The sequence below is a fragment of the Candidatus Zixiibacteriota bacterium genome (assembly GCA_035380245.1).
Taxonomy (GTDB): Bacteria; Zixibacteria; MSB-5A5; order GN15; family FEB-12; genus DAOSXA01.
On the sequence record DAOSXA010000002.1, the window covers coordinates 466,560 to 488,777 of the forward strand.

Sequence of the window (22,218 nt, forward strand, 5' to 3'; positions counted from 1 at the left end):
TCCTCGCATGGTAAGGCGGTGCCGCTGAAAGGGGCAGTGCCACCAACAAGACCAAGGCTATTGTAAGCAGCTTAGTTTTCATAATCTATTACCCCACTTTCCTATAGTGACACTCTGACGCCAAAGAACACCTGGCGCGGGTTCGACCAGTTCGTCGCGTTGTACTCTTTCAACAGATAGCGACTCTCGTAGTCGGTGCCCTCGGCCTCGGAATCGGCAATCGTAGTCTGCGCAGCGTCGGTGTTGAGATAACCGCTCGTTCCCGGTTCACCGGTGCTCTCGTAAACGCCAATGACGTTGTCACGATCGAGCAGGTTGCGAATCAGGATGAACGGCTTCACATCGACTCCGGAGAAGGTGAACTTGCGCTCCAAACGAACGTCGATATTGAAGTACCACGGCTTGTTGGCCGAGTTCACGGCAGCCCGAGGATTCGGACGAACCGCCAGTTCGGTGACTTCGTCGTAGAAGTTGGCAGGAGTGTACGGAGTTCCACTGCCGGCGTAGAGAATCGCATTTAACGACAGATCCTCGAGCGGGAAGATATCGCCGAAACGCGGACCTTCCTGCTTGCCGTAGCGCAGATCGAACAGAGCGGAAATGTTGTGGCGCTGATCGTAATCCAGCGGATTGGTGGTCTTGGGATCACCTTCCGGGTTCGACCAGTTGATCACATACGCCGTATTGGCATACGAGCCGGTACCGGTAGCATAGCTAAGCGTGTACTTCAACTCAAGACGCATGTTCTTGGTGCGCCGCATGTTGAGTGAGAAATCAACGCCCTTGATGGTACCGAAATCGATATTGTCATAGATCGAGTAAATCGTGATTGTCGAGGCAGTCTGGTTAATCGTCTCGATCTGAACCAGATCCTGCACATCCTTATAGTAGGCATTAATCGAGAAGGCAACATTTTCACCCAACTGGTGCGTAATACCTACTTCGTACTGAGTCGTCTTCTCCGGCTCGAGGTTAGGACTCGAGAACGGGTAATACGATCCGGCCGTAATACGGGCTTCGTAGAAATCATAGCCGGTATACAGACGGATAAGGTCCGGACGCTGCCAGAATTTACCGAAGTTGATATGCATCTGGGTTTTGTCGGAAACCGGGAACGAGATACCGAGACGCGGCGAGACACGAGCGAACACCTTGCTGTCTTCAAGATCGCTCTCGTCGAGTGTTCCGTTGGCGCCGAGCGGATCGTAAGTGCTCTTGAGACTCTCCGTGTTGTAGTCAAAATAATCAAGGCGCAAACCGGCATTGACGACAACTCCACGCCATTCAAACCGATCCTGCAGGAAAGCTCCGAGATTGAACGGGTGTTTCGTACTGTTCCAGAAACCGTCAGGATCCTCCTCCTCGGCATACACGTCGTAACCGTACCGGTTGACACGGTTCACGCTGTAGCCCTGGGTAGCATCCAGATTGCGGAAATACCGCAACGTATGGCGTTGTAAGTCAAAACCGAATTTAAGCGTATGATATTCACCGACCTGAGTGCTCATATCACCCTTCAGGCCGAGATAAGAAGATTTACGCTTTTCGAATGACGGATAGTACGAAGCCGGACTCAGAACCACCGTATCACGAGTGCTGCTGATCGCAGAGTCCGTATAAACCCAGCTACTGCCCTCTCCAGTTGAATCAGTGTAGTACCAGGTGGTATCGGCAGTGGTAATCGTCTGCTCCTCTGACTCCTGCCAGAAGAGATTGAACTCATCGTACTCGGGATTGGTCACATCCTCAACATTACCATTTTCGAATGTGTAGGTACGATCATATGCTTCATAGTCGTCAAAAATCTGAGCGTCGCCGCGTGTCCGGGACGTCATAAAGTAGGATGCGCTCAAATTATAGAACGTATTGGCATTAAGCGTATGGGTGATCTTGGCGTTCAGACCAAGGTTCTCATCTTCGTAACGAGGACCGTGGTCGGGATTGAGCAGCCATTCCTGACGATACTCACGCCAACTATCCCACGAACCGTTGCCGGAAAGTTGCATCTTCAGGTTCGGATTGAACTCGTAGTCGATCTTGCCCTGGTAGGACCAGCCGCTCAGGCTGTTCTGCGGCAAGCGCTGCGGGTCATCGCCATACAGCGTGTCCAAACCGTAAGCCGCGCCGTAATTCGTGATCATCTCTTCGGTTTTTGACGAAGGCGTACGATCACGCAGGAAGCGGCGCTCCCCGGAGAAGAAGAAATAGCCGTTATCGAGTCCAGGTATCGGGCCACCGAAATCAGCCGCGTAGAAATTCTGATCCCAGTTTTCGTTCAGCACATTGTCCGTCTGGAGTTCGAGATTACCGGCATACTCATCACCACCGGAGTTCGTAATCACATTAACGATACCGGAAGCTACCAGACCGTACTCGGCCGAGAAAGCGCCCGAGGTTACGGAAACTTCCTGAATCGCATTGTTATTGATGTTAGCCGTTGACACACCGGTCAACGCGTCCTGCTGTGAGAAGCCGTCAACATAATAGGCGACTTCATTCGGACGACCGCCGCGCAGGTTCAATTCCTGGTTGGACGCCGTTGCGGTACGACCGCCACGCTGACGCTGGCCGAAAGCACCGGCATTCATGCGAACCACTGAGTTCTGAATACCAACGAGCTGCTCGAAACCGCGCGTCGGCATCGCCAGCAGGTCCTCACGCTTGACGATATCGATGGTCGTCGTCTTGTCCTTGACAACCATCTGATCTTCAGCGACGACCTTGATAGTCGTGCCCAGATCGGTTGCCTTGGAACTCATTTCCGCGTCATGATAACTGGCCAGATCGGCCGAGACGTGGACGTTGCTTATTTCCACGGTGGCATATCCAACCGCCGAGAGGGTCAGTACATAATCCCCCACAGGAACGTTGAGGATTCTGTAATAACCGTCAGCGTCGGTCATGCCTCCCATAGTTGTCCCCTTCACGGCGACAGACACACCGACGATCGGATCTCCGGTTTGCATGTCGGTCACCTGCCCGACGATTTTTCCGACCACTGAGCCCAGTGCCGTGCCAGCCATAAGACATAACAGCACCAGAAGGATCGGCAAAAGTTTCAGCCTCATACTAAAACCTCCTTACTGTTTCTCGCAGTTTCTACGCGTGTCTTCCATAACTTGTAAGCAATCTGAATTACGTCCTCTCGGACGTACGTCGGCCCTCACTCCTTTCCCTGACTTCAATTACGTTCCGGTGTCAATTTCCTGTTTATTACTCTTATTCTCATGCTTTTAACAAAAAAAACGGCCTTAATGCGAGTTCAAGTCAACATAAAAAACAATGCTATTTCACTCCTGAACCAACTCGCAGAATAAGTTAGATATGTTTCCCAAATGGATGAACTTGGCGGTAGGTATTATCATCCGGTAGCACAAAAGGCCGTAACTCCTATTCTTCCTCTTTGCGCCATAGCCGAGTCCGCTCAGCTGTAATCCATCAAACAGCCTTATTGACGCGGTCGGTGTATCGCAGCAACGTACATGAGTCGTAGTCGAACTGATCGACTCGACCTATCTTGATTATCGGCAGTAACTCATTCGAGTTTAGTGTTTAATGCGACAAGAATGCGACTTCACATCGCATCAGAGATATCCCCCTTCTCGCATTCCAACTCTCAACGTCTCCCTTTTTACCCGACAACATCATCCTCTGAGTTGTCACCTTCCAATGTCATTTATCGATATTATCCGCCGGACAAAATGCATCGACAGAGTCCAATCGCTACCGTATCTAATTGGCAGTGTATAATTTATCAATTTCGAAACACAATGCGGACACTAACACTTCCTGTAGCATTGGCAAACGGGTATCACAACTGAAATCAGAATTATCAGAGCGTTGTATATTTCCTCAGAGTCAAGGATGAAACTATAACACCTCTGAGGAAATAGTATGATTCACATGGACGGGGGATTTTATACAAAAATAAAGTACTGGGGGACGGACTCGAACCGTCGACCTCCTGATCCACAATCAGGCGTTCTAACCAACTGAACTACCCCAGCACAACAAAGCCGTTCTACGGCAGCCCCTTATATATACTTCGGCAACAATAATGTCAAGAAAAACGGGCTGCTCAGGCCAAACGGCGCACCCGAAAAGCTTTTTTGTTGGGAATTAATCCTCTCACGGACTTACATTGGTAAAGACATGAAGAAGCCATACCATAACATGGACGCAAAACAGACTCGTCGGCGCACCGAAATGGTCGAGCAACAACTCAAGGGTCGTGATATTCACGACTCGGCAGTTCTCAAAGCTATGGGGACGGTCCCCCGCCATCGTTTCGTTTCGCTTAAACGTCAGGAGATGGCCTACCATGACGGCCCCCTGCCCATCGGATGTGACCAGACTATTTCGCAGCCCTATATTGTCGCTTCTATGACCCAGGAACTGCGACTGAAAGCCTCCTCACGTGTGCTGGAAATAGGCACCGGCTGCGGCTATCAGGCCGCGGTCCTGGCCGAAATCGCCCGTGAGGTCTTCTCCATTGAGTATGTACCGGAGCTGTTGGAACGAGCCCGTAAGGTGCTGAAAGACCTGCAGTATCGAAATATCCACCTCCGCGACGGTGATGGCTCCCACGGCTGGCCCGAACGAGCACCGTACGACGGCATTCTTGTCACCGCTGCTGCCCCGCAAATGCCCGAAGGACTAATCAATCAGTTGAAAATCGGTGGGAAAATGGTACTGCCGCTTGCGACCGACGAATGGGGTCGACAGTTTCTTTATCGGGTCACTCGCCATGCGTCCGGATACGATTCGGAAAAGCTCTACGAGGTCCGCTTCGTGCCGATGATTGGAGAAATCGAAGGGAAATAGCCCCTACAATCCCTTCTTCTGAGCCAAACCGAGAATTATTTTCCACTCCTCAGCCGACACTGGTTGCACCGACAAGCGACTCCCCTTCTGGAGTAAAACCATCCCCTCAAGCCCCGGGACACCGCGCAGGTCCTTCATTGGCAAAACCTCGGCGAATTTCCGCTTGAACTTCACATCTACCATGTACCAGATCGGATTCGATTTGGTATGCTTCGGGTCCGGATGCTGGCTGTTGGGGTTTTCGGCTGTATGATCCGGATAGCCGGAACGGGCAATTTCGACCACTCCTGCGATTCCGATCACCTTGGTGTTGCTGTTATAGAAGAACGCTTCGTCACCCTTCTTGATTTCATCGCGAAGCATGTTCCGCGCCTGATAGTTGCGGACGCCGTCCCAATGGTCAGTCTGTTTCGGCGCGCCGGCCAGATCATCAATCGAAAAACAATCAGGCTCTGATTTCAGTAGCCAGTATTTCTTGCTCATGTTCTCCTCAACTCACCAACCGGCATAAAGTTCCGGCGATCCAGGCGGCCGGATTGCCGATCGCATACCCCAGCAGTGCCATCAGAATTGAAATCGGCACCAAAACCGGATTATGGTATGCCGCCACGATCGGGGCCGAAGCCGCCCCGCCGATGTTCGCCGCCGAGGCAATCGCCACCGTGTGAATGTCCACCTTGAACAGCCGCGCCGCTCCGATCAGAAACGCCCCGTGAATGAATATCCAGATGAACGTCCCCAACAAAAACCAAAACACCGAAGCATCCAACGATGACAGGTCCGCCCGCGCTCCCATCCTAGCTACGAACAAGTAGACCAGCGCCATCGCCAGGCCGTGCGAGCCCGGAATCTTACTGGCTCCGGTGAACGACAGCGCGATACCGATAAATGTCACCAGCAGAATTTTATAAGTCGAGGCCGACAGAATCGGCTCCACCGGCGGCAGCATCTCCGCAATCCAGGCCGCGAACGAAGTCGCCGCAAATCCGAGAAAAATGAGGTACAGATAATGCCGCATCTCCGGTTTGCCTTTATCGGCGGTCAATTCTGCTGCCGCGGCTTCCAGATTCTCAACTCGGTCAGCCGACATCTTTGTAAATCGACCAAACCAACCCGCGAAATTCTTCGAAGCCAGCATCAAAGGCAACCAGACCAGGTATACCCCGTTGTCGGCGATTACGGCATAACCGAAATCAAGCGAAGTCTCATCCAGGTTAAACGCCACCGCCATCGCCGCCATGTTCCCGGTCCCGCCGATCCAGCTTCCGGCCAGTGCGGCGAATCCCTTCCAGGCCTCCGGGTCGAGACCGTTTTTGACAATGAAATATCCGATTGGCGCACCGACCACTACCCCCAGCGTACCCAGCAGCATCACGAACACCCCGCGCCCCATCACTCGCACGGTGGCCAGGATATCCACATCGAGCAGCATAATCACGAGAAACATGGGCAGGATATTGGATCCCATAAAATCATAGACCGGTGAGGCATTGGGAATAAATCCGTTATTGGACAACGCCACCGGAACTAGATAAATGAAGATCAGAGGAGGAAAATAATTCCAGAATTTCCAGCCGGTCTTTTTTTCGAGAAAAAAGAACAGTGAAGTCACCGCCGCTAGTGTGGCAATCACACCGGCCGGCGATGAGATCAGGGCATCGTTCATGTCGGTCCTCTCGTTGATAATGTCTTTGCCTGCGAAAGTACCACAATACGATGCGAAACGCAACAACGTAACCCTCTGGCGCAATAGGGCTTGATCTGTTATATTCTCTCGCATGAGCGATGAAATCCGCCTTAAGGAGCCCTATCTTCTAGCTAATTGCTGCTCCCCCACCCCTGACAACTCCATTACCGGCTATTATTCACACGACGGTATCCAGATCAAGGTCCACCGCTCCGATTGCTCTAACCTGAAAAAAGCCGACCAGGCTCGGCTTGTCTCTCTCTCCTGGAACGATATTCTCGACCAACCGGACTTCCTCCCCGGAGATGACTACGCCGATTTAACTGAAACCGATTGGCGTGTCCTGGAACTGCATCGACAGGTCGGGGTAGATTACTCCCTCAAGATAGCTCACCTCCTCCATATCGAGAAACAGGTGGCTTTTGATTCACACAAGAAACTTCGCGAGTTGGGCCTGCTGGAGCGAGTAGAGCCGTTGATTATCCAATATCGCAAGGGAATCGTTGACAACAAGTGGATCAAACACCGCAATCACACCTATTACGACCTGACCGCCAAAGGCCGTAGCTATCTCAATTATCGAGAAAAAAACGAATGAATTGGTAGATCATTAATCACTTTCTCCGATGAACATTCCCCAGTAAATTGCGTTTCAAAACTATATTCAGAATTAACAGCGTCTCACATAAGGAGATACCATGCACTTAAGGAACTGGATGCCGATCGGCCTGGCGCTTTTACTCGTCCTGTCGATCTCGGGCAACTCACAGGCGGGTCGCCGAGTGCGCATGTACAACGAGCACACGAAATCAGAAAAGGACAAGGATAAACCCAAGGCCAAGAACGGCGATGAGAAACCTTTTGATGAACTGATCAAAGATCGCGTGGTTATCGAAGGTCTTTTCACGTTCTATCTCGACACCCTCAAAGATGACCTGCTCATGGCCATCAAACCGGAGCAACTGGGGACAGTTTATCTTTGCGGTGAAACCCGATCACAGGCATCGGGTGCTTTTTCCGACAACGGTGCGATGGGCAGTACCTATCCCTTCTTTTTCAAACAGGTAGGAAAAGACATCCAGATGATGGAGAAAAATCTCCGTCTGAGGGCCGACTCCAGTTCCGCTCTGTCCCGGGCAATCAAGGCCGGCATGAGTGATCAACTTATCGCTTCGACCAAAGTCATGTCTCAACCACAGGACAGCACCAGGGCCATCCTGGTATCTCCCGATGATTTCTTCGTTCGTGATGTGGAGAATCTCGGCTTTTTCCTTAATCAGGGAAATCGCACCGGCCTCAGGCTGGATAAGAACAACAGCCATTACGAAACGATCAAATCATTCCCGGAAAACAGTGAGATCGACGTTCGCCTGCATTACACCACCGACAAACCGATCAACGGCGTCACGATGCAGAATCAATACTCGGTCTACCACCTTATGCATTTTTCGATCTCTTCATTGCCCGAAACCGATTATGTGCCGCGCCTGGCCGATGATCGTATCGGGCATTTCATGACCATGTACCAGGATTTCACCAATCTCAAGAACGAAACTGCGTACGTCCGTTTCATCAATCGCTGGGACCTGAAGAAGAAGTACCCGGACTCCGCTTTGTCCGAACCGGTCGAACCGATTGTCTACTGGGTTGAGAACACCGTACCGGAAGAATATCGCGAGGACGTTAAAGAAGCGATCGAATGGTGGAATCCGGCCTTTGAGAAGGTTGGTTTCAAGAACGCTATCGTGGCCAAACAGATGCCCGACACCGCCGACTGGGATCCGGCTGACACCCGCTATAACGTCGTTCGCTGGATTGTCAATCCGGGACAATCGTACGCTGTCGGCCCGAGCCGCGCCAATCCCTTTACCGGCCAGATATACGATGCCGACGTTCGCTTCTGTGTCGACTGGATCCGGTACATATATGGTTCCATTGACTACTACAATGATCCCCTCGCATTCGATGGCTCCCTGCCGGAAGAACATGACTGGTACCGGCCGGAATTCGAAACCGACAACCTTTATGAACCGCACCTGCTTTGCAACTACGGTGCCGAAGCCGCTCTTGAAGGCGCTTTCAACATGGCTGTACTGACTACCGCCACCGATGATCTCGCCGATTTGGATTCCCTGCAGCGAGCTTACGTGCATTCTTACCTGATTGAGATTTTGGCGCATGAAGTCGGTCACACTCTCGGTTTCCGTCACAATTTCAAGGCTTCGACCATTTACTCGCTGGAGCAAATTAACGACAAGTCCTTCACCGCCGACCATGCCCTCATCGGCACGATCATGGATTACTCCTCGGCCAACATTGCCGGTCCTGATCAGCCGCAGGGTGATTTCTACTCTCGCGTCCCCGGCCCGTTCGACGACTGGATGATCGAATACGCTTACACCGACTTTGGAGCTAAGAATCCGCTCGACGAAGTCGACCAACTCGAACGCATCGCCTCCAAGGCGGGACAACCGGATCTGATCTACGGCACCGATGAGGACGCTTTCGGCTGGAGCACTCGCTCCATCGATCCGTACTGCAACCTGCATGATATCGGTTCCGATCCGCTGGCGTTCGTGGGACGAAAAATCAAGCAGACCAAACATCTTTGGGCCAATGCCATCGATAATTTCGAAAAAGACGGCAATCGCTATCAAAAAATCTATACGGCCTTCCAGTACGGCTGGCGGGGGTATCGTGAACTGGCTCTGATCGCCCCGAAATTCGTAGGGGGACTCGTTCACAGCAACGCTCATGTCGGTGATCCCGGTGCCGGGCTTCCCTTTCAGGTTGTTCCGGCCGAAGATCAGCGTCGTGCCGTGGCTATGCTTCGCGATGAGCTGTTCGCTCCCGATGCCTTCAACCTGCCGGCGTCGCTGCTGAATCGCCTCCAACCGGAGCGATTTTATGATTTCACCGGTCAGGTTTTCAATTCACAGGTTGATTATCCGTTACACCAGGCCGTGCTCAATACCCAACAAGTCGCTCTGTCGCGCCTTTACAGCCCGGATGTCCTCGGCCGTCTGCTCAACAATGTCGAGCGGTTCGGCCCCAACGATCCCACGTACACTATGTACGACATGTTCACCGACGTCCGCCGCGCTATTTGGAGTGAGATTGTCCAGCCGGAAAACGTAAACAGTTTTCGCCGCCAACTGCAATTAGCCCACTTGCAGACAATTATCACTATTTTCCTTGGACCGAGCAGCCGCTATCCGGCCGATGCTCGCTCCCTTGCCGGCAATGACCTTAACATCCTCGAAGCTGCTGCCAGGAAAGCAATCAACAACACCGTTATCGACGATATGACCGTAGCACATTTTAAAGAAGTCATTCGTCAGATAGAAGCGGCCAAGAACGCTCAGCGTAGTTTCCTCCCCGGCTTCTGATCCGGCTTTCTTTGAATCTTCAACAGGCGAGACTTGATGTCTCGCCTGTTTTTCTTTATGCATTCATAAGTAAAACGAAGAATCAGCAGGAGAAAACCAGTGAATGATATTCTCGAATTCCTGAACAGCCATGCCTCGGTTCGTAATTTTACGGATGATCCCATATCAGAGGAACAGGAACATATCATATTAACCACAGCGGAACGTTCTCCTACCTCCTCCAACCTTCACGCCTACTCGATTATTTCAGTACGTGATCGATCCACGAAAAAGTCACTATCGGAATTGTCCGGAGGACAGCAACATGTGGCAGATTCGGCTCTGTTCCTAATTTTCTGCGCTGACCTATACCGCCTGAGTCGGTTGACCGAAGACCGAGGTTACCCTTTCTCGGGAGAATATACCGAATCATTTATCATCGCCACGGTCGATGCGGCTCTTGCCGGTGGACGCGCTCTGCAGGCGGCTCAGGCACTCGGTCTCGGCGGTGTTATGGTCGGTGGAATTCGCAATGAACCGAAGGCCGTCTCCAACCTGCTTAAACTGCCCAGGCTGGTTTACCCGGTGTTTGGCATGTCTTTGGGCAAACCGGTCCGACAACCGACGATTAAACCGAGACTTCCCCTGGCCGGACTCTGCTTTAAAGAGAGATATGACGATAGCGCCTTTGAAAGCGCCGTCGCAGAATACGATCGTACAATCGATGAGGTCGGATACTTAAAAGGACATCAGGTCGAAGCGGAATTATACCCGAACTTCAAAGGCCTTTATTCCTGGTCGGAGCACTCCGCCCGGCGTATGGCGAGCAAAAAAAGGGCGGTCGTGAGACCGCACCTTTTGTCGTTCTTAAATGGTCGAGGATTCCTCCGTAAATAGGTCGACCGTCCCCCGGGCGTTCGGGGTACTGTAAAAATACTTGATGTAGTTCCAGGCATCGATTGCTTTGTCGGCATAGACGAACAACTCACGATCCTCCGGCGCGATCGTTCCCTCGTCCACCAGGAAATCGAAGTTGATCAGTTTCCGCCAGAACGCCTCACCGAACAGCACGATCGGCAAGGGGCGGACTTTGAACGTCTGTACCAACGTCAGCGCCTCGAACAACTCATCCATCGTACCGAAGCCACCCGGAAAAGCCACCAGAGCTCTGGCTCGCAACAGGAAATGCATCTTACGAATGGCGAAATAATGGAAGTTGAAACATAGCTCGGGAGAAATATACGGATTCGGTTCCTGCTCCATCGGAAGGGTGATGTTCATCCCGATAGAGCTCGCCCCCTCCTCATAAGCACCACGATTGGCGGCCTCCATGATACCGGGTCCGCCGCCTGTCGTGATGACAAACTCATGTCCGTCGAAATCGGCGCAATCGGTTGAAACCAATCGTCCGAATTCGAGCGCTTCGTCATAATAATGCGATTTGCGAAGTATTGATCGGGCTACTCGCAACTGACGTTTCAATTCTTTGTCGTTGGGTTTCCGATCCAGCTTTTTACGAAGGCTCTCCACCCTTGCCTTGGCCTTGGCCGGTTCGATAATCCGTGTGCCTCCGAAAACGACAATGGTCGAGCGGATTCGATTGCGACGTAACAACACCTCCGGCTTCATCAACTCCAACTGGAGACGATAAGGCCGCGCAATGCCCAAATCCATAAATTCAAGATCTTTATAGGCAACCCGATACGCCTTGGATTTCTTAAGGCGTTCGGTCATTTGTCTGAGTTCTTTTTCTGTAGGCTTCTTTGGTTTCCTGCTCATCGTCACTTCCATTTGAGATGATTGAATACGGAGCTACGGCTACGCTCTGGCGGCAGCGGCTTCCTCGGCATATTCCTTCAGATTGACATCGGCCGGTACGCCAAGCCCGATATCAAGCGCCAGGGCCACCTTCATAAGCGGGCAATCAGGAGTTACAAGCCTTAATTTCCCCGCTACATCCGTTATTGGAACCGAGCTCATTTTGCTGTCACGAAGAGCGACCATCCGCCCCGACTCACCTTTTACTGCAAGATGAACGGCCTCACAACCAAAACGGGTAGCGAGCAGACGATCATGAGCGCTAGGGGATCCGCCGCGCAGGAGATGACCGAGAATCGTCACACGACATTCGATGTTGGTTAGTCCTTCGATCTGAGCTGCGATCTGATTGCTGACGCCCCCCAGACGAATGGCATCGGGAGAATTCTCGATTCGCCGGTTGACCACCATGTCTCCTCCGAACGGTTTGGCTCCTTCGCCAACCACCACGATTGAGAAATTCTTCCCCTTGGCGTTACGAGACTTGATGACCTGACAAATAGCATCGATATCATACGGGAACTCCGGCATCAAAATGATGTCGCCACCTCCGGCAAGACCACTGGCCAGCGCCAACCAGCCCGCATAGCGCCCCATCACCTCAACGATCATGACCCGGTGATGAGATTGAGCCGTGGTATGAATCTTGTCGATAGCCTCGGTTCCGGTAGTTACGGCCGAATCGAATCCGAAAGTTACATCGGTTCCCCATAGATCGTTGTCAATCGTCTTCGGAACGCCGATGATCGGGATACCCTTCTCAATCATGCCGGCCGAGGCCGCCATAGTTCCGTCTCCCCCGATGGCAATCAGTACATCGAGTCCCAGTGCTTCGAAATTCCTCACGGCTTGACTCGAACGATCCAGATAGATGTAATCCTCTCCTTGCAACACGGGGAAATGAAAAGGATCGGCACGGTTCGATGTGCCCAGAATCGTCCCGCCCTGAGACAAGATACCCGAGGCATCACGATTGGTTAACACCCGATGACGTCCCTCGATCAGTCCCTCGTAGCCATCCAGGAAACCGATCACTTCCATGTCATAAAGATTATCTGCGGTCTTCACGATCGCTCGGATAACCGCATTGAGCCCCGGACAGTCGCCGCCGCCGGTAAGCACACCGATTCTCTTGATTTGTTTAGGCATAGCCTTAATGTAGATTTCTCCCTTGCAAAAGAAAACCAAAAAAAGTGAGGCACCCGACATCTCTGTCGTTTAATCAGCATTATCGGCATTTCCTGCATATACTTGATTCCCCGACAACAACTTGCCTCAAACAACAAGCAACCCTGCCACCGACGTTAAATTATTGTTGATTTACCCGATAATAAAAAATAAGTAGAGGGGTTCATTAACAATGGTGCTAGCCAAAGGGAATTATGCAAGTTAAACAATTTCTTGTCCTCCCCAAACTCCCGGAACGAATTAGCGTTCTGCAGGAATTGGCCCAAAACGTTTGGTATTCCTGGAACTGGGAACTGGTCAGACTCTTCATCCGACTCGATCCCGACATGTGGGAAGCGTGCTATCAAAATCCGGTTAAGATGTTAGCTCGTCTGCCACAAGAGACATTGGAGCGAGCTGCAGATGATGACGGATTTGTTGCTTCTCTGGAACGAGTCGAGCGCAGATTCCGTGAATATCTACAAGTCAAAAAATGGTATGAACATAACTACCAGCAAAACGGCAGACGAGATCGCGTCGCTTATTTCTCACTGGAATACGGCCTTGATACGGGTTTGCCGGTTTATTCGGGTGGTCTGGGCGTGCTGTCAGGCGATACCCTGAAATCCGCCTCGGACATGGGGCTTCCGGTAGTAGCGATCGGCCTGATGTATCGCTACGGTTATTTTCGTCAGTTCCTGTCCAGCGACGGCTGGCAACAGGAACGATATGAAGAAAATGACTGGTATCACATGCCGGTACAACAGGTAAAGGATAAGGATGGACGGCCGTTGCGCGTTTCAGTCGAACTTGACGGAACTCCCGTTCAACTTCAGGTCTGGAAAGTGCCTGTAGGCGTCATTCCCCTCTACCTTCTTGACGCCAATATCCCCGAAAACTCCACCAAGAGCCGTGAGATCACCTCAGTGCTATACGGCGGCGACAAAGATATGCGTATCCGCCAGGAAATCGTACTGGGAATTGGTGGCGTACGAGCTTTGAAGGCGATGGGGCACGAGCCTGAGGTTTACCACCTCAATGAAGGTCATTCCTGGTTTCTGACTCTTGAACGAATCAAAAACCTGATGCAGGAACAACACCTGTCGTTCTCCGAGGCTTCACAGTTTGTCTGGTCGACCACCGTATTCACTACCCACACCCCGGTCCCGGCCGGCAACGAGCGTTTCGATCCGGTTCTCTGCCATCGCTACCTGGCTGGTCTGATTTCCGAATTGGGTATATCCTGGAAAGATTTCCTTGCCCTCGGGCGCATTATCCCCGACGACGAAAAAGAAACCTTCTGCATGACCGTGGCCGCGCTTAAAATGTCCGCTTTTAGCAACGGTGTCTCGCAACTGCACGGCCAGGTTTCACGTGATATGTGGCATAACATTTGGCCCAATCTGCCGCGCGATGAAGTGCCTATAAAGGCTATTACCAACGGGGTCCATACCTCGAGCTGGCTCTCACACGACATTAAGGAACTGATGGAATCGTATTTCGGCGCATCCTACTCCAGCCCCACCAGTACCGTAAACGTCTGGGATCAAATTCATAAAATACCTGACGCCGAACTCTGGCGAATTCACAATCGACGCCGGGAACGCCTGGTGTTTTTCGCCCGTAAGAGACTTCGCCAGCAATTGATTCGTCGGGGAGCTTCACAAATGGTGATTCAGCAAGCGGACCAGTTACTGGACCCGCAGGTGCTCACCATCGGTTTCGCCCGTCGTTTTTCGACTTACAAACGCGGCAACCTGCTCTTCAGCGATGTCGAGCGCCTCTCCCGCATTATCAACGATTCGCGCCGTCCCGTCCAGATCATCATTTCGGGCAAAGCCCACCCTCTGGACAATCCCGGCAAAGAAATCATCAAGGAATTGATCGGACGGGCGACCCAGGAAGAATTCCGTAATCGGGTTATCTTCCTCGAAGATTACGACATTAATGTTGCCCGCTATTTAGTCCAGGGCGCTGATGTCTGGCTCAACAACCCTCGCCGCCCACAGGAAGCCTCCGGGACCTCGGGGATGAAGGCCGCCATGAACGGTGTTCTCAATTTGTCCATTCTCGATGGCTGGTGGGTTGAGGGGTACAGTGATGAGACCGGCTTCAAAATCGGCAACGGTGAAGAATACGACAATATCGAAACCCAGGACCACCTCGAGTCTGAGATGCTCTACAGCACCATTGAGCGAGAGATTGTCCCGGTGTTTTACGATCGCAATGAAATCGGTTTGCCTACCCGGTGGATCGCCAAGATGAAGGCCTCAATCAAAATGGCCGGATCACGCTTCTCCACCCAGCGTATGATGGTCGACTATGTCCGGGATACCTATCGTCCCGCCATCGAGGCTGCGGAGAGAATGCGGGCCAACGATTTTATTCTGACTCGCGAGGTAACCAAGTGGCTTGACAAGTTAAACGCCAACTGGGATAAGATCAATATCGTCGATGTCTCCGTCCCTGAAGTGGGCGGGACCCTTTTCGTCGGTCAGCGCTTCCCCCTGACGATCAAGGTTCGGCTGGGAGAAATTGCCCCGAGCGACGTACAGATACAGATCGTTTCCGGTCGACTCAATTCTCAGGAACAAATCCTGCATAGTCAGCCGATCCGCGCGACTCTCGATGAATCAGCCGGCTCTTCCGACGGCGTTTATGCCTTTACCGGCGAAGTGATCTGTCGTGAATCCGGGAGATTCGGCATTACCGCCCGTATCGTTCCTGAAAATCCCAATCTACCCCATACGATTAAACCCAAGTTGATCCAATGGTGGTAAATCCCGGGAACTGACAACGAGACTTAAGAAAGCAGCCGAGCATCGGCTGCTTTTTTTTGCAACTCTTCATCGCATAACACGTTAAAGCTAACTAAAGTCGGCTTGACCGACCTGGTTGCAGTATTACCATATTTTTAGTATTTGGGGTCAACTCTTGACTTATGTATCGGCCAAGTCTTTATTCGACCAATAATTATGGAAGTAACTAGATAACCGCTATGGAGGCTTTCAATGCGTAATGCGACCGTACGACTGGCAGTATTAACTGCCGTGCTGTTCGTTTTGTCGACCGCCACCGCGTTCAGCTTCGATTTCAGCAAGCTGGAGGAATCGGTCTCCGAAACGACGCTTGACAACGGACTTAAGATCATCGTGATGGAACGCCACGATGCTCCCGTCGTTTCGTGTGTGACTTATGCCAACGTGGGTGGAGTCGATGATCCCAAGGAATATACCGGCATCGCTCACATGCTCGAGCACATGGCTTTCAAAGGTACCACCACAACCGGTACTACCGACATCGACAAAGAACTCGCGGCGATGAAAATCGAGGACTCCATCTGGCTTCTCCTGAGGGCTGAACGCAAAATGGGGCTTCGTGCCGACTCGGCCAAACTGCAGGAACTGGAAGCAGCCTTTGCCGAAGCACAGGAGAATGCCAAGCAGTACGTCAAGGATGATGCCTGGCACGGTCTCATGGAGGAACAAGGCGCGGTCGGTATCAATGCCGGTACCGGTAAGGATCAGACCAGCTATATTATGAACCTTCCCTCCAATAAACTTGAGCTTTGGATGGCCATGGAGTCCGATCGTTTCATTAATCCGGTCTTCCGCGAGATGTACCAGGAACGCAACGTCGTGGCCGAAGAACGCCGCCAGAGCCTCGAAAACAACCCGGTCATGCGGGCTATCGATGCTATGGTTTCAACCGCCTTCAGCGCTCATCCATACGGCGTCACTATCATCGGCCACATGTCCGATATCCAGAATTACAGCCGTCAGGCCGTTGAGGATTATTTCCATAAATACTATGTCGCTTCGAACTTGATTGTTGCCATCGTAGGCGATGTGAAACCCAAGGAAGTATTCAAGCTGGCCGAAAAATACTGGGGTAAACTGCCTAACCGTCCCGCCCCGGAGCGCGTTGCCACGATCGAACCGGAGCAAAAAGGCGAAAAGATCGTCACTCTCCAGGATCCGGCTCAGCCGTTGTTCGGTGTTGCCTGGCACGTACCGGAATATATCCATCCGGACTGGCCCGCCCTTGAAGCCGCCGTTGACTATCTCGGTCAGGGACGGACATCGCTCCTGTACAAGAGCCTCGTGAAAGACAACAAAGCCGCCTCTTCCGCAGGTGTTTTCCTCGGTTGGCCCGGCAATAAATATCCCTGCCTGGCTTTCGCCTACGGTTTCCCGAATCCCGGTGTCAGCCCCGATAGCTGTGTCGATCTTACCCTCATTGAAGTGGAACGTCTGAAAAACGAATTGCTCGCTCCGGAAGAAGTCGAGGCGATAAAAACACGCGCCAAAGCTCAATTCGTTAACCAGCTCACCTCCAACCTGGGCATGGCTCAAAACCTGGCCAGTTATCAGAACGACTGGGGTGACTGGCACATGCTCTTTAAAGAGCTCGATCGCATCAACGGCGTCACGGCCGAAGATATCCAGCGGGTCGCTCAGAAATACTTCACTAAAGAGAATCGTACTGTAGCCAAGCTCTACACCACAGAGAGCTGACCAGGAGTTGGGAGAAGGATATGAATAAGAAGAGTTTCGTTTTAATCCTTAGCCTCCTGTTTGCGGCCATCCTGGTCGGGCAGGCAGGCGCTGTGGATGTTGATGCTATGAAGTTTCCCAAACTCAATAAAGTCAACATCCCCGATATCGAGAAGATCACCCTGGACAACGGTCTCCGGCTGTATCTGCTCGATGATCCCTCGTTGCCGCTTTTCCACGTCGCAGTCCGCATGAACCTCGGCAGCTATCTTGAACCGGCCGAGAAGGTTGGACTGGCCGAGATGTGTGGATCACTGATTCGCAGCGGTGGTACTTCCAAATGGACCGGCGATGAGATCGATCAGATGCTGGAAGATGTCGGCGGTATGGTGGAGACATCGATAGATGTTACTTCGGGTCAGGCCCGAGTTAACATGCTCAGCGACTACTCCGACATGGGACTTGAAGTCCTCGCCGACGTACTACTCCATCCGGTTTTTGCCGAAGATAAAATCGATCTGGCCCGGGTACAAGCCACCAGTGCTATTTCCCGCCGTAACGACGACATCATGACCCTGACTCGTCACGAGTGGATCAAACTCGTCTACGGCCCGGCTTCCCCCTACGCTCGCCAGCCGGAGTATGCCACCATTAACGCCATCACCCGCGAGGATTTGGTTAATTACCACGATCAATGGTTCCATCCCGAGAATATGCAGATCGCTATCTGGGGCGACATCGATCGCGATGAGATCATTGCCAAAGTGAAGGAATTGTTTGGCAATTGGCAGCGTGGCGACATAACCGTTCCATCGCTTCCGCCGGTTGACTTCAAAGCCAAACCGGGTGTCTATTATGCTCCCAAACTGGACGCTGCTCAGTCAACCGTCCGCATGGGTCACCTCGGCGGGCTTTACACCGATCCGGACTATGCCCAGACATTGGTTATCAACAGCATCCTCAACGGTACTTTCGGTAGCCGCATCACCGACAACGTTCGCACACGTCTGGGATTGGCTTATTCAGCCGCGGGTAATATCATCACCAACTACACTTATCCCGGTTATTTCTTTTGTTATGCCTCCACTAAACCACAAAGTACGGTTCAGGCTGCCCGTGAAATGATCAAGCAGATCCGGTCGATGCAAACCGATCCCCCGACCGATAAAGAGATGCGCAAGGGTAAGGATGGTTATCTCAACAGCTTCGTGTTTAAATTCGACAGGAAAGATGAAGTAATCCAGCGTCTTATGACCTACGATTTCTACGGCATTAGCGATGACTTCCTGGATAAAGAGAAACAGGGAGTCGAAAATGCTACCGCCGAATCCGTACTTGAAGCCTCAAAAACATTTCTTAAACCTGAGGATATGGTCATCCTGATCGTCGGCAAAGGCACTGAGTTTGACGAACCGCTGGAGAACCTCGACTATGGACCGGTTGATACCGTGGACATCACCATTCCGGCTCCGGTTGACAACTCGGAACTGGCTATCACACCGGAGAATATCGAGGTCGGCACCGGCCTCTTGAACGAAGCGGTTGCCGCCGCCGGCGGCGTTGAAGCCTTTAAAAACATCGAGAATATGACTATCAAAGGCAAACTGGTTTTTCACATGGGCCCGCAGAGCATGCCGGGTACTGTTGAAGAGATCACCTTGCTTCCCGACAAATCAAAGTCGGTTGTTCACCTCGGTCCTTACGAAATAGTGTCTATCCGCGACGGTGCTGTCGGCTGGAAAAAGAACCCGCCGGCCGGCGCCGTAGAGGACTTTACCGAAGATGACATCAAGGATTCCGACGAAGAATTGCTTCGTACCACTTCGGTCATCTTTGCCCATCTCGATCAGCCTTATTATCGGGCTGTTTATGAAGCGGATGAGGACATTGACGGCGAGCCGATTCAGTGGATCGCTCTGGTCGGTGATGACGACAACGTCATCTGCCGCCTGGGCCTCGACACTGACAAGAACGTTCGTTGTGTCAAATACTGGGGCCAAACCATGACCGGTGAAGGCATGTTGCTGCGCAAAATCGAGACCTTCGGAACGGTCAACGGCATGACCTTCCCCATCAAGTCGGTTACCTCCCAGGCGGGTCAGGTAATTCAGGAGGTTGAAATCACCGAACGCCTGATTAACACCGATATCCCCGCCGGAACATTCGCCAAACCGGAATAAGTCTTTTCATCACAGAGCCGATCTAAGTTAGTATCGGCTCCGATAAAGGCTAAAGGCCGCCCCTCGGGGCGGCCTTATTTATTATGGATTATGAAATCCGGGCACAACGGGTTAATCAAACACGTTGTATAATTAGATGTTTTTTGTATCTTTTTTAAGGCATAGACTTTGGTACCAATCCGACCTTGTTCTTTTTAGAGAGGACACAAGCATGACCACCGCGCGCAAGATTCTCCCGTCAATGTTACTGACGATTACCACCCTTATCCTCACTGCCCTGACCTCAGCGGTTGCCGTTGCTGGACCGGCTCCACTCAAGCGTCAGGTAATGCCCAAACCGAAATACGAAAAACTTACCGCCAATATCAACTCGGACTATATTGTCCTCAAACTGGCCGAGGGAATCGGTCAACCCAACCTCAACGGCCGGCAGTTCGACCGCACCGGGACGGAATGGAACAAACTCAACGCGATCATCGCCTCCTCCGACAAAGCTGCCGCTATTCGCCCGCACTTCTCGTTGGACCGCAACATCTTGAATAATCTCCGCGCTCGTGGTTCGGCCCGCATCGGCACACCGCTTCCCGATCTTAGCCTTTATTATCGGTTGGAACTGACGCATGCACTCGACAATCCCGGCAAGATAAAGATAATCGAGGAGCTGAACACCCTCGGGATCGTCGAGATAGCTTATTTTCCGCCGGTGCCGGAACCGGCATCGGTTGATGATGTCAAGCTCACCCCTATGTGGGAATCACAGCAGTATTATCTGCAACCTGCTCCGACCGGGCTGGATGCTTATTACGCCTGGTCGCTTGGCAACAAAGGCGCCGGGGTTAAAGTAATCGACATCGAAGGGAACTGGATTCAGACCCATGAAGACCTTCACGGCGGCACGGACAATTTCCATATCGCCGGGACCAAGATCAACGACGCGGACTGGTGGAACCACGGCACCGCCGTCCTGGGTGAAATCGCCGCCGATTCGAACAGCTTCGGCATGACCGGAATCGCTTTTAACGTCGACCTCGGTACTATCTCAGTAGGCTCCATGAGTACCGCCGATGCGCTCACCACCGCTATCAACAACTCCGATTCCGGAGATGTCTTTCTGATCGAGCTGCATGCGGCCGGACCGCATTACAATTTCGAAACGGTCAGCGGCCAGGATGGTTATGTCGCCATGGAATACTGGCAGGACACTTTCGACGCTATCCTCTACGCTTCTTCGCTGGGAAGGATCGTGTGTGAAGCAGCCGGTAACGGCAAGGAGGACTACGACGATACCAGTATCTACGGCTATCTGTTCGATCCTTCCTATCGCTGGTCCGGAGCGGTTATGATTGGAGCTTCCGACAGCGATCACTGGCCCGCCTCATTCACCAACTACGGGCAGCGTGTCGATGTCCATGCCTTTGGGACCTGGGATGTCTACACCCTTGGCTACGGCGACCTCTACGGTACGAGCGATAATGATTACTACACCGGGACTTTCGCGGGCACTTCCAGCGCTTCGCCGATCATTACCGGCGCGGTGGCTTTATTGCAGGAACTGCATAAAACCACCCACGGTCGCATCCTCTATGAGGATGAAATGCACACTCTCCTGACCGATTATTCCACCCCGCAACAAACCTCCTCTAAACATATCGGACCGCTCCCGGACCTGCGGGGCTCGACCGACCAGATTCTGGGGGTAGCCTTCACCGCCGACACCACTATCGGCTGGGCGCCGTTCGATGTCTCTTTTGAAGCCACTTCCGGCCTTAGCGTTGACACCTGGTCCTGGAGTTTCGGCGACGGCAGCGCTGCCGCCACTCAGAATGCCGCCCACCAATACACCGAACGCGGGCGGTACGATGTCTCTATCCAGATCGATGCCGGCGGCGATATCCGCACCGCCAATCGTCTGAAATATATCACCGTGTTGGCCGACTCTCTATGGGCCGATACGGTTGATATCAACGAACTGTCCGGACCGGTCGTGATTACCGTTTACGCCGCCAACAGCGTTCCGTTGACCGACATTAAGGTGCCGGTCGAGTATTTCGGTGATATCCTGTTGGATTATGACTCGATTTCCACCGTCGGCTGCCGCACCGATTATTTCGAGGAAGCCTATCAGAGCAACTTCACCGGCGACGGTCGCATGACTTTCCGGCTGATTTCATCGCTCAGCCATACTTCCCCCGAACTGGAACCGGGGGTGGGACCGATCTTGAAAATCTACTTCACCCTGGGCGGCACTCCCTCGACAAACCAGACAACACCGATCGTCCTGGACGGCTACGGCACCAACTATATGCCGACTTTCGAGGGAAGTCTCGTAGATTTCCAACCCTGGACATTCGACGGCGCTGTAATTCTGCCAAGCTGTTGTCAGGGGATCCGGGGGAACATCAACGATGACCCGGATGAGATTATTGACATTACGGATTTGGTTTATCTCGTGCAGTATATGTTCCAGAGCGGACCGGTACCGCCTTGTATGAAAGAAGCCAACGTTAACGGCGACATTTTCGAAGAGATCGCGATTGACGATCTTATCTACCTCGTGACTTACATGTTCAACGATGGTCCCGAACCGGCGATCTGCTTCTGATCCTTTCGGTTACACTGATACACACACGCGGCCTGTCCAATCCGGGCCGCGTTTTTATATAATTAAACGGCAGATA

At 52.3% G+C, this 22,218-nt stretch carries 13 protein-coding genes and 1 tRNA gene; 8 read left to right on the plus strand and 6 right to left on the minus strand.

The features are described from left to right. Positions 1-101: 101 nt before the first annotated feature. Together PLF13_07180 and PLF13_07185 are read right to left on the minus strand one after the other, a co-directional pair. Positions 102-3,068 (minus strand): TonB-dependent receptor, encoded by a 2,967-nt coding sequence (locus PLF13_07180; GenBank protein HOP07056.1) that lies wholly within the window; start codon positions 3,066-3,068, stop codon positions 102-104. 865 nt (positions 3,069-3,933) lie between these two features. Then, positions 3,934-4,007 (minus strand) — tRNA-His (locus PLF13_07185). Positions 4,008-4,173: 166 nt separating this feature from the next. Between PLF13_07185 and PLF13_07190 the strand changes: the two genes are divergently transcribed. Then, positions 4,174-4,824 carry a protein-L-isoaspartate(D-aspartate) O-methyltransferase gene (locus PLF13_07190; GenBank protein HOP07057.1) on the plus strand — a complete coding sequence of 217 codons (651 nt, stop codon included), beginning with the start codon at positions 4,174-4,176 and terminating at the stop codon, positions 4,822-4,824. A gap of 3 nt (positions 4,825-4,827) precedes the next feature. Here PLF13_07190 and PLF13_07195 read toward each other — a convergent pair whose 3' ends face one another. Both PLF13_07195 and PLF13_07200 read right to left on the minus strand, forming a co-directional pair. Beyond that, positions 4,828-5,307: an EVE domain-containing protein gene (locus tag PLF13_07195; GenBank protein HOP07058.1), complete on the minus strand. Its 480-nt coding sequence runs from the start codon at positions 5,305-5,307 to the stop codon at positions 4,828-4,830. Between the two features lie 7 nt (positions 5,308-5,314). Continuing rightward, a complete protein-coding gene (locus tag PLF13_07200) occupies positions 5,315-6,556 on the minus strand; it encodes a DUF819 family protein (GenBank protein HOP07059.1) in 1,242 nt (413 codons plus the stop codon). A gap of 46 nt (positions 6,557-6,602) precedes the next feature. Between PLF13_07200 and PLF13_07205 the strand changes: the two genes are divergently transcribed. From PLF13_07205 to PLF13_07215, 3 genes are all read left to right on the plus strand, one after another. After that, a complete protein-coding gene (locus tag PLF13_07205) occupies positions 6,603-7,109 on the plus strand; it encodes a DUF2250 domain-containing protein (protein ID HOP07060.1) in 507 nt (168 codons plus the stop codon). Between the two features lie 100 nt (positions 7,110-7,209). Continuing rightward, positions 7,210-9,900, plus strand: a complete 2,691-nt coding sequence (locus PLF13_07210; protein HOP07061.1) for a zinc-dependent metalloprotease — start codon at positions 7,210-7,212, stop codon at positions 9,898-9,900. A gap of 99 nt (positions 9,901-9,999) precedes the next feature. Next, entirely contained in the window at positions 10,000-10,776 is a 777-nt protein-coding gene (locus PLF13_07215) for a nitroreductase family protein (GenBank protein HOP07062.1), read from the plus strand. Here the strand turns inward: PLF13_07215 and PLF13_07220 are convergent. Then, positions 10,747-11,658 (minus strand): TIGR00730 family Rossman fold protein, encoded by a 912-nt coding sequence (locus PLF13_07220; protein ID HOP07063.1) that lies wholly within the window; start codon positions 11,656-11,658, stop codon positions 10,747-10,749. The genes PLF13_07215 and PLF13_07220 overlap by 30 nt on opposite strands. Before the next feature lie 39 nt (positions 11,659-11,697). Continuing rightward, on the minus strand, positions 11,698-12,846 hold the full coding sequence (locus PLF13_07225) for an ATP-dependent 6-phosphofructokinase (protein HOP07064.1): 1,149 nt from the start codon (positions 12,844-12,846) through the stop codon (positions 11,698-11,700). Between the two features lie 233 nt (positions 12,847-13,079). On the opposite strand from PLF13_07225, the gene glgP reads away from it, so the two are divergent. From glgP to PLF13_07245, 4 genes are all read left to right on the plus strand, one after another. Continuing rightward, positions 13,080-15,644, plus strand: a complete 2,565-nt coding sequence (gene glgP / locus PLF13_07230; GenBank protein ID HOP07065.1) for an alpha-glucan family phosphorylase — start codon at positions 13,080-13,082, stop codon at positions 15,642-15,644. 231 nt (positions 15,645-15,875) lie between these two features. After that, positions 15,876-17,381 carry a pitrilysin family protein gene (locus tag PLF13_07235; GenBank protein ID HOP07066.1) on the plus strand — a complete coding sequence of 502 codons (1,506 nt, stop codon included), beginning with the start codon at positions 15,876-15,878 and terminating at the stop codon, positions 17,379-17,381. A gap of 20 nt (positions 17,382-17,401) precedes the next feature. Continuing rightward, on the plus strand, positions 17,402-19,540 hold the full coding sequence (locus PLF13_07240) for a pitrilysin family protein (protein ID HOP07067.1): 2,139 nt from the start codon (positions 17,402-17,404) through the stop codon (positions 19,538-19,540). Between the two features lie 211 nt (positions 19,541-19,751). Next, a complete protein-coding gene (locus PLF13_07245; protein ID HOP07068.1) occupies positions 19,752-22,142 on the plus strand; it encodes a S8 family serine peptidase in 2,391 nt (796 codons plus the stop codon). The last annotated feature ends 76 nt before the right edge of the window (positions 22,143-22,218 follow it).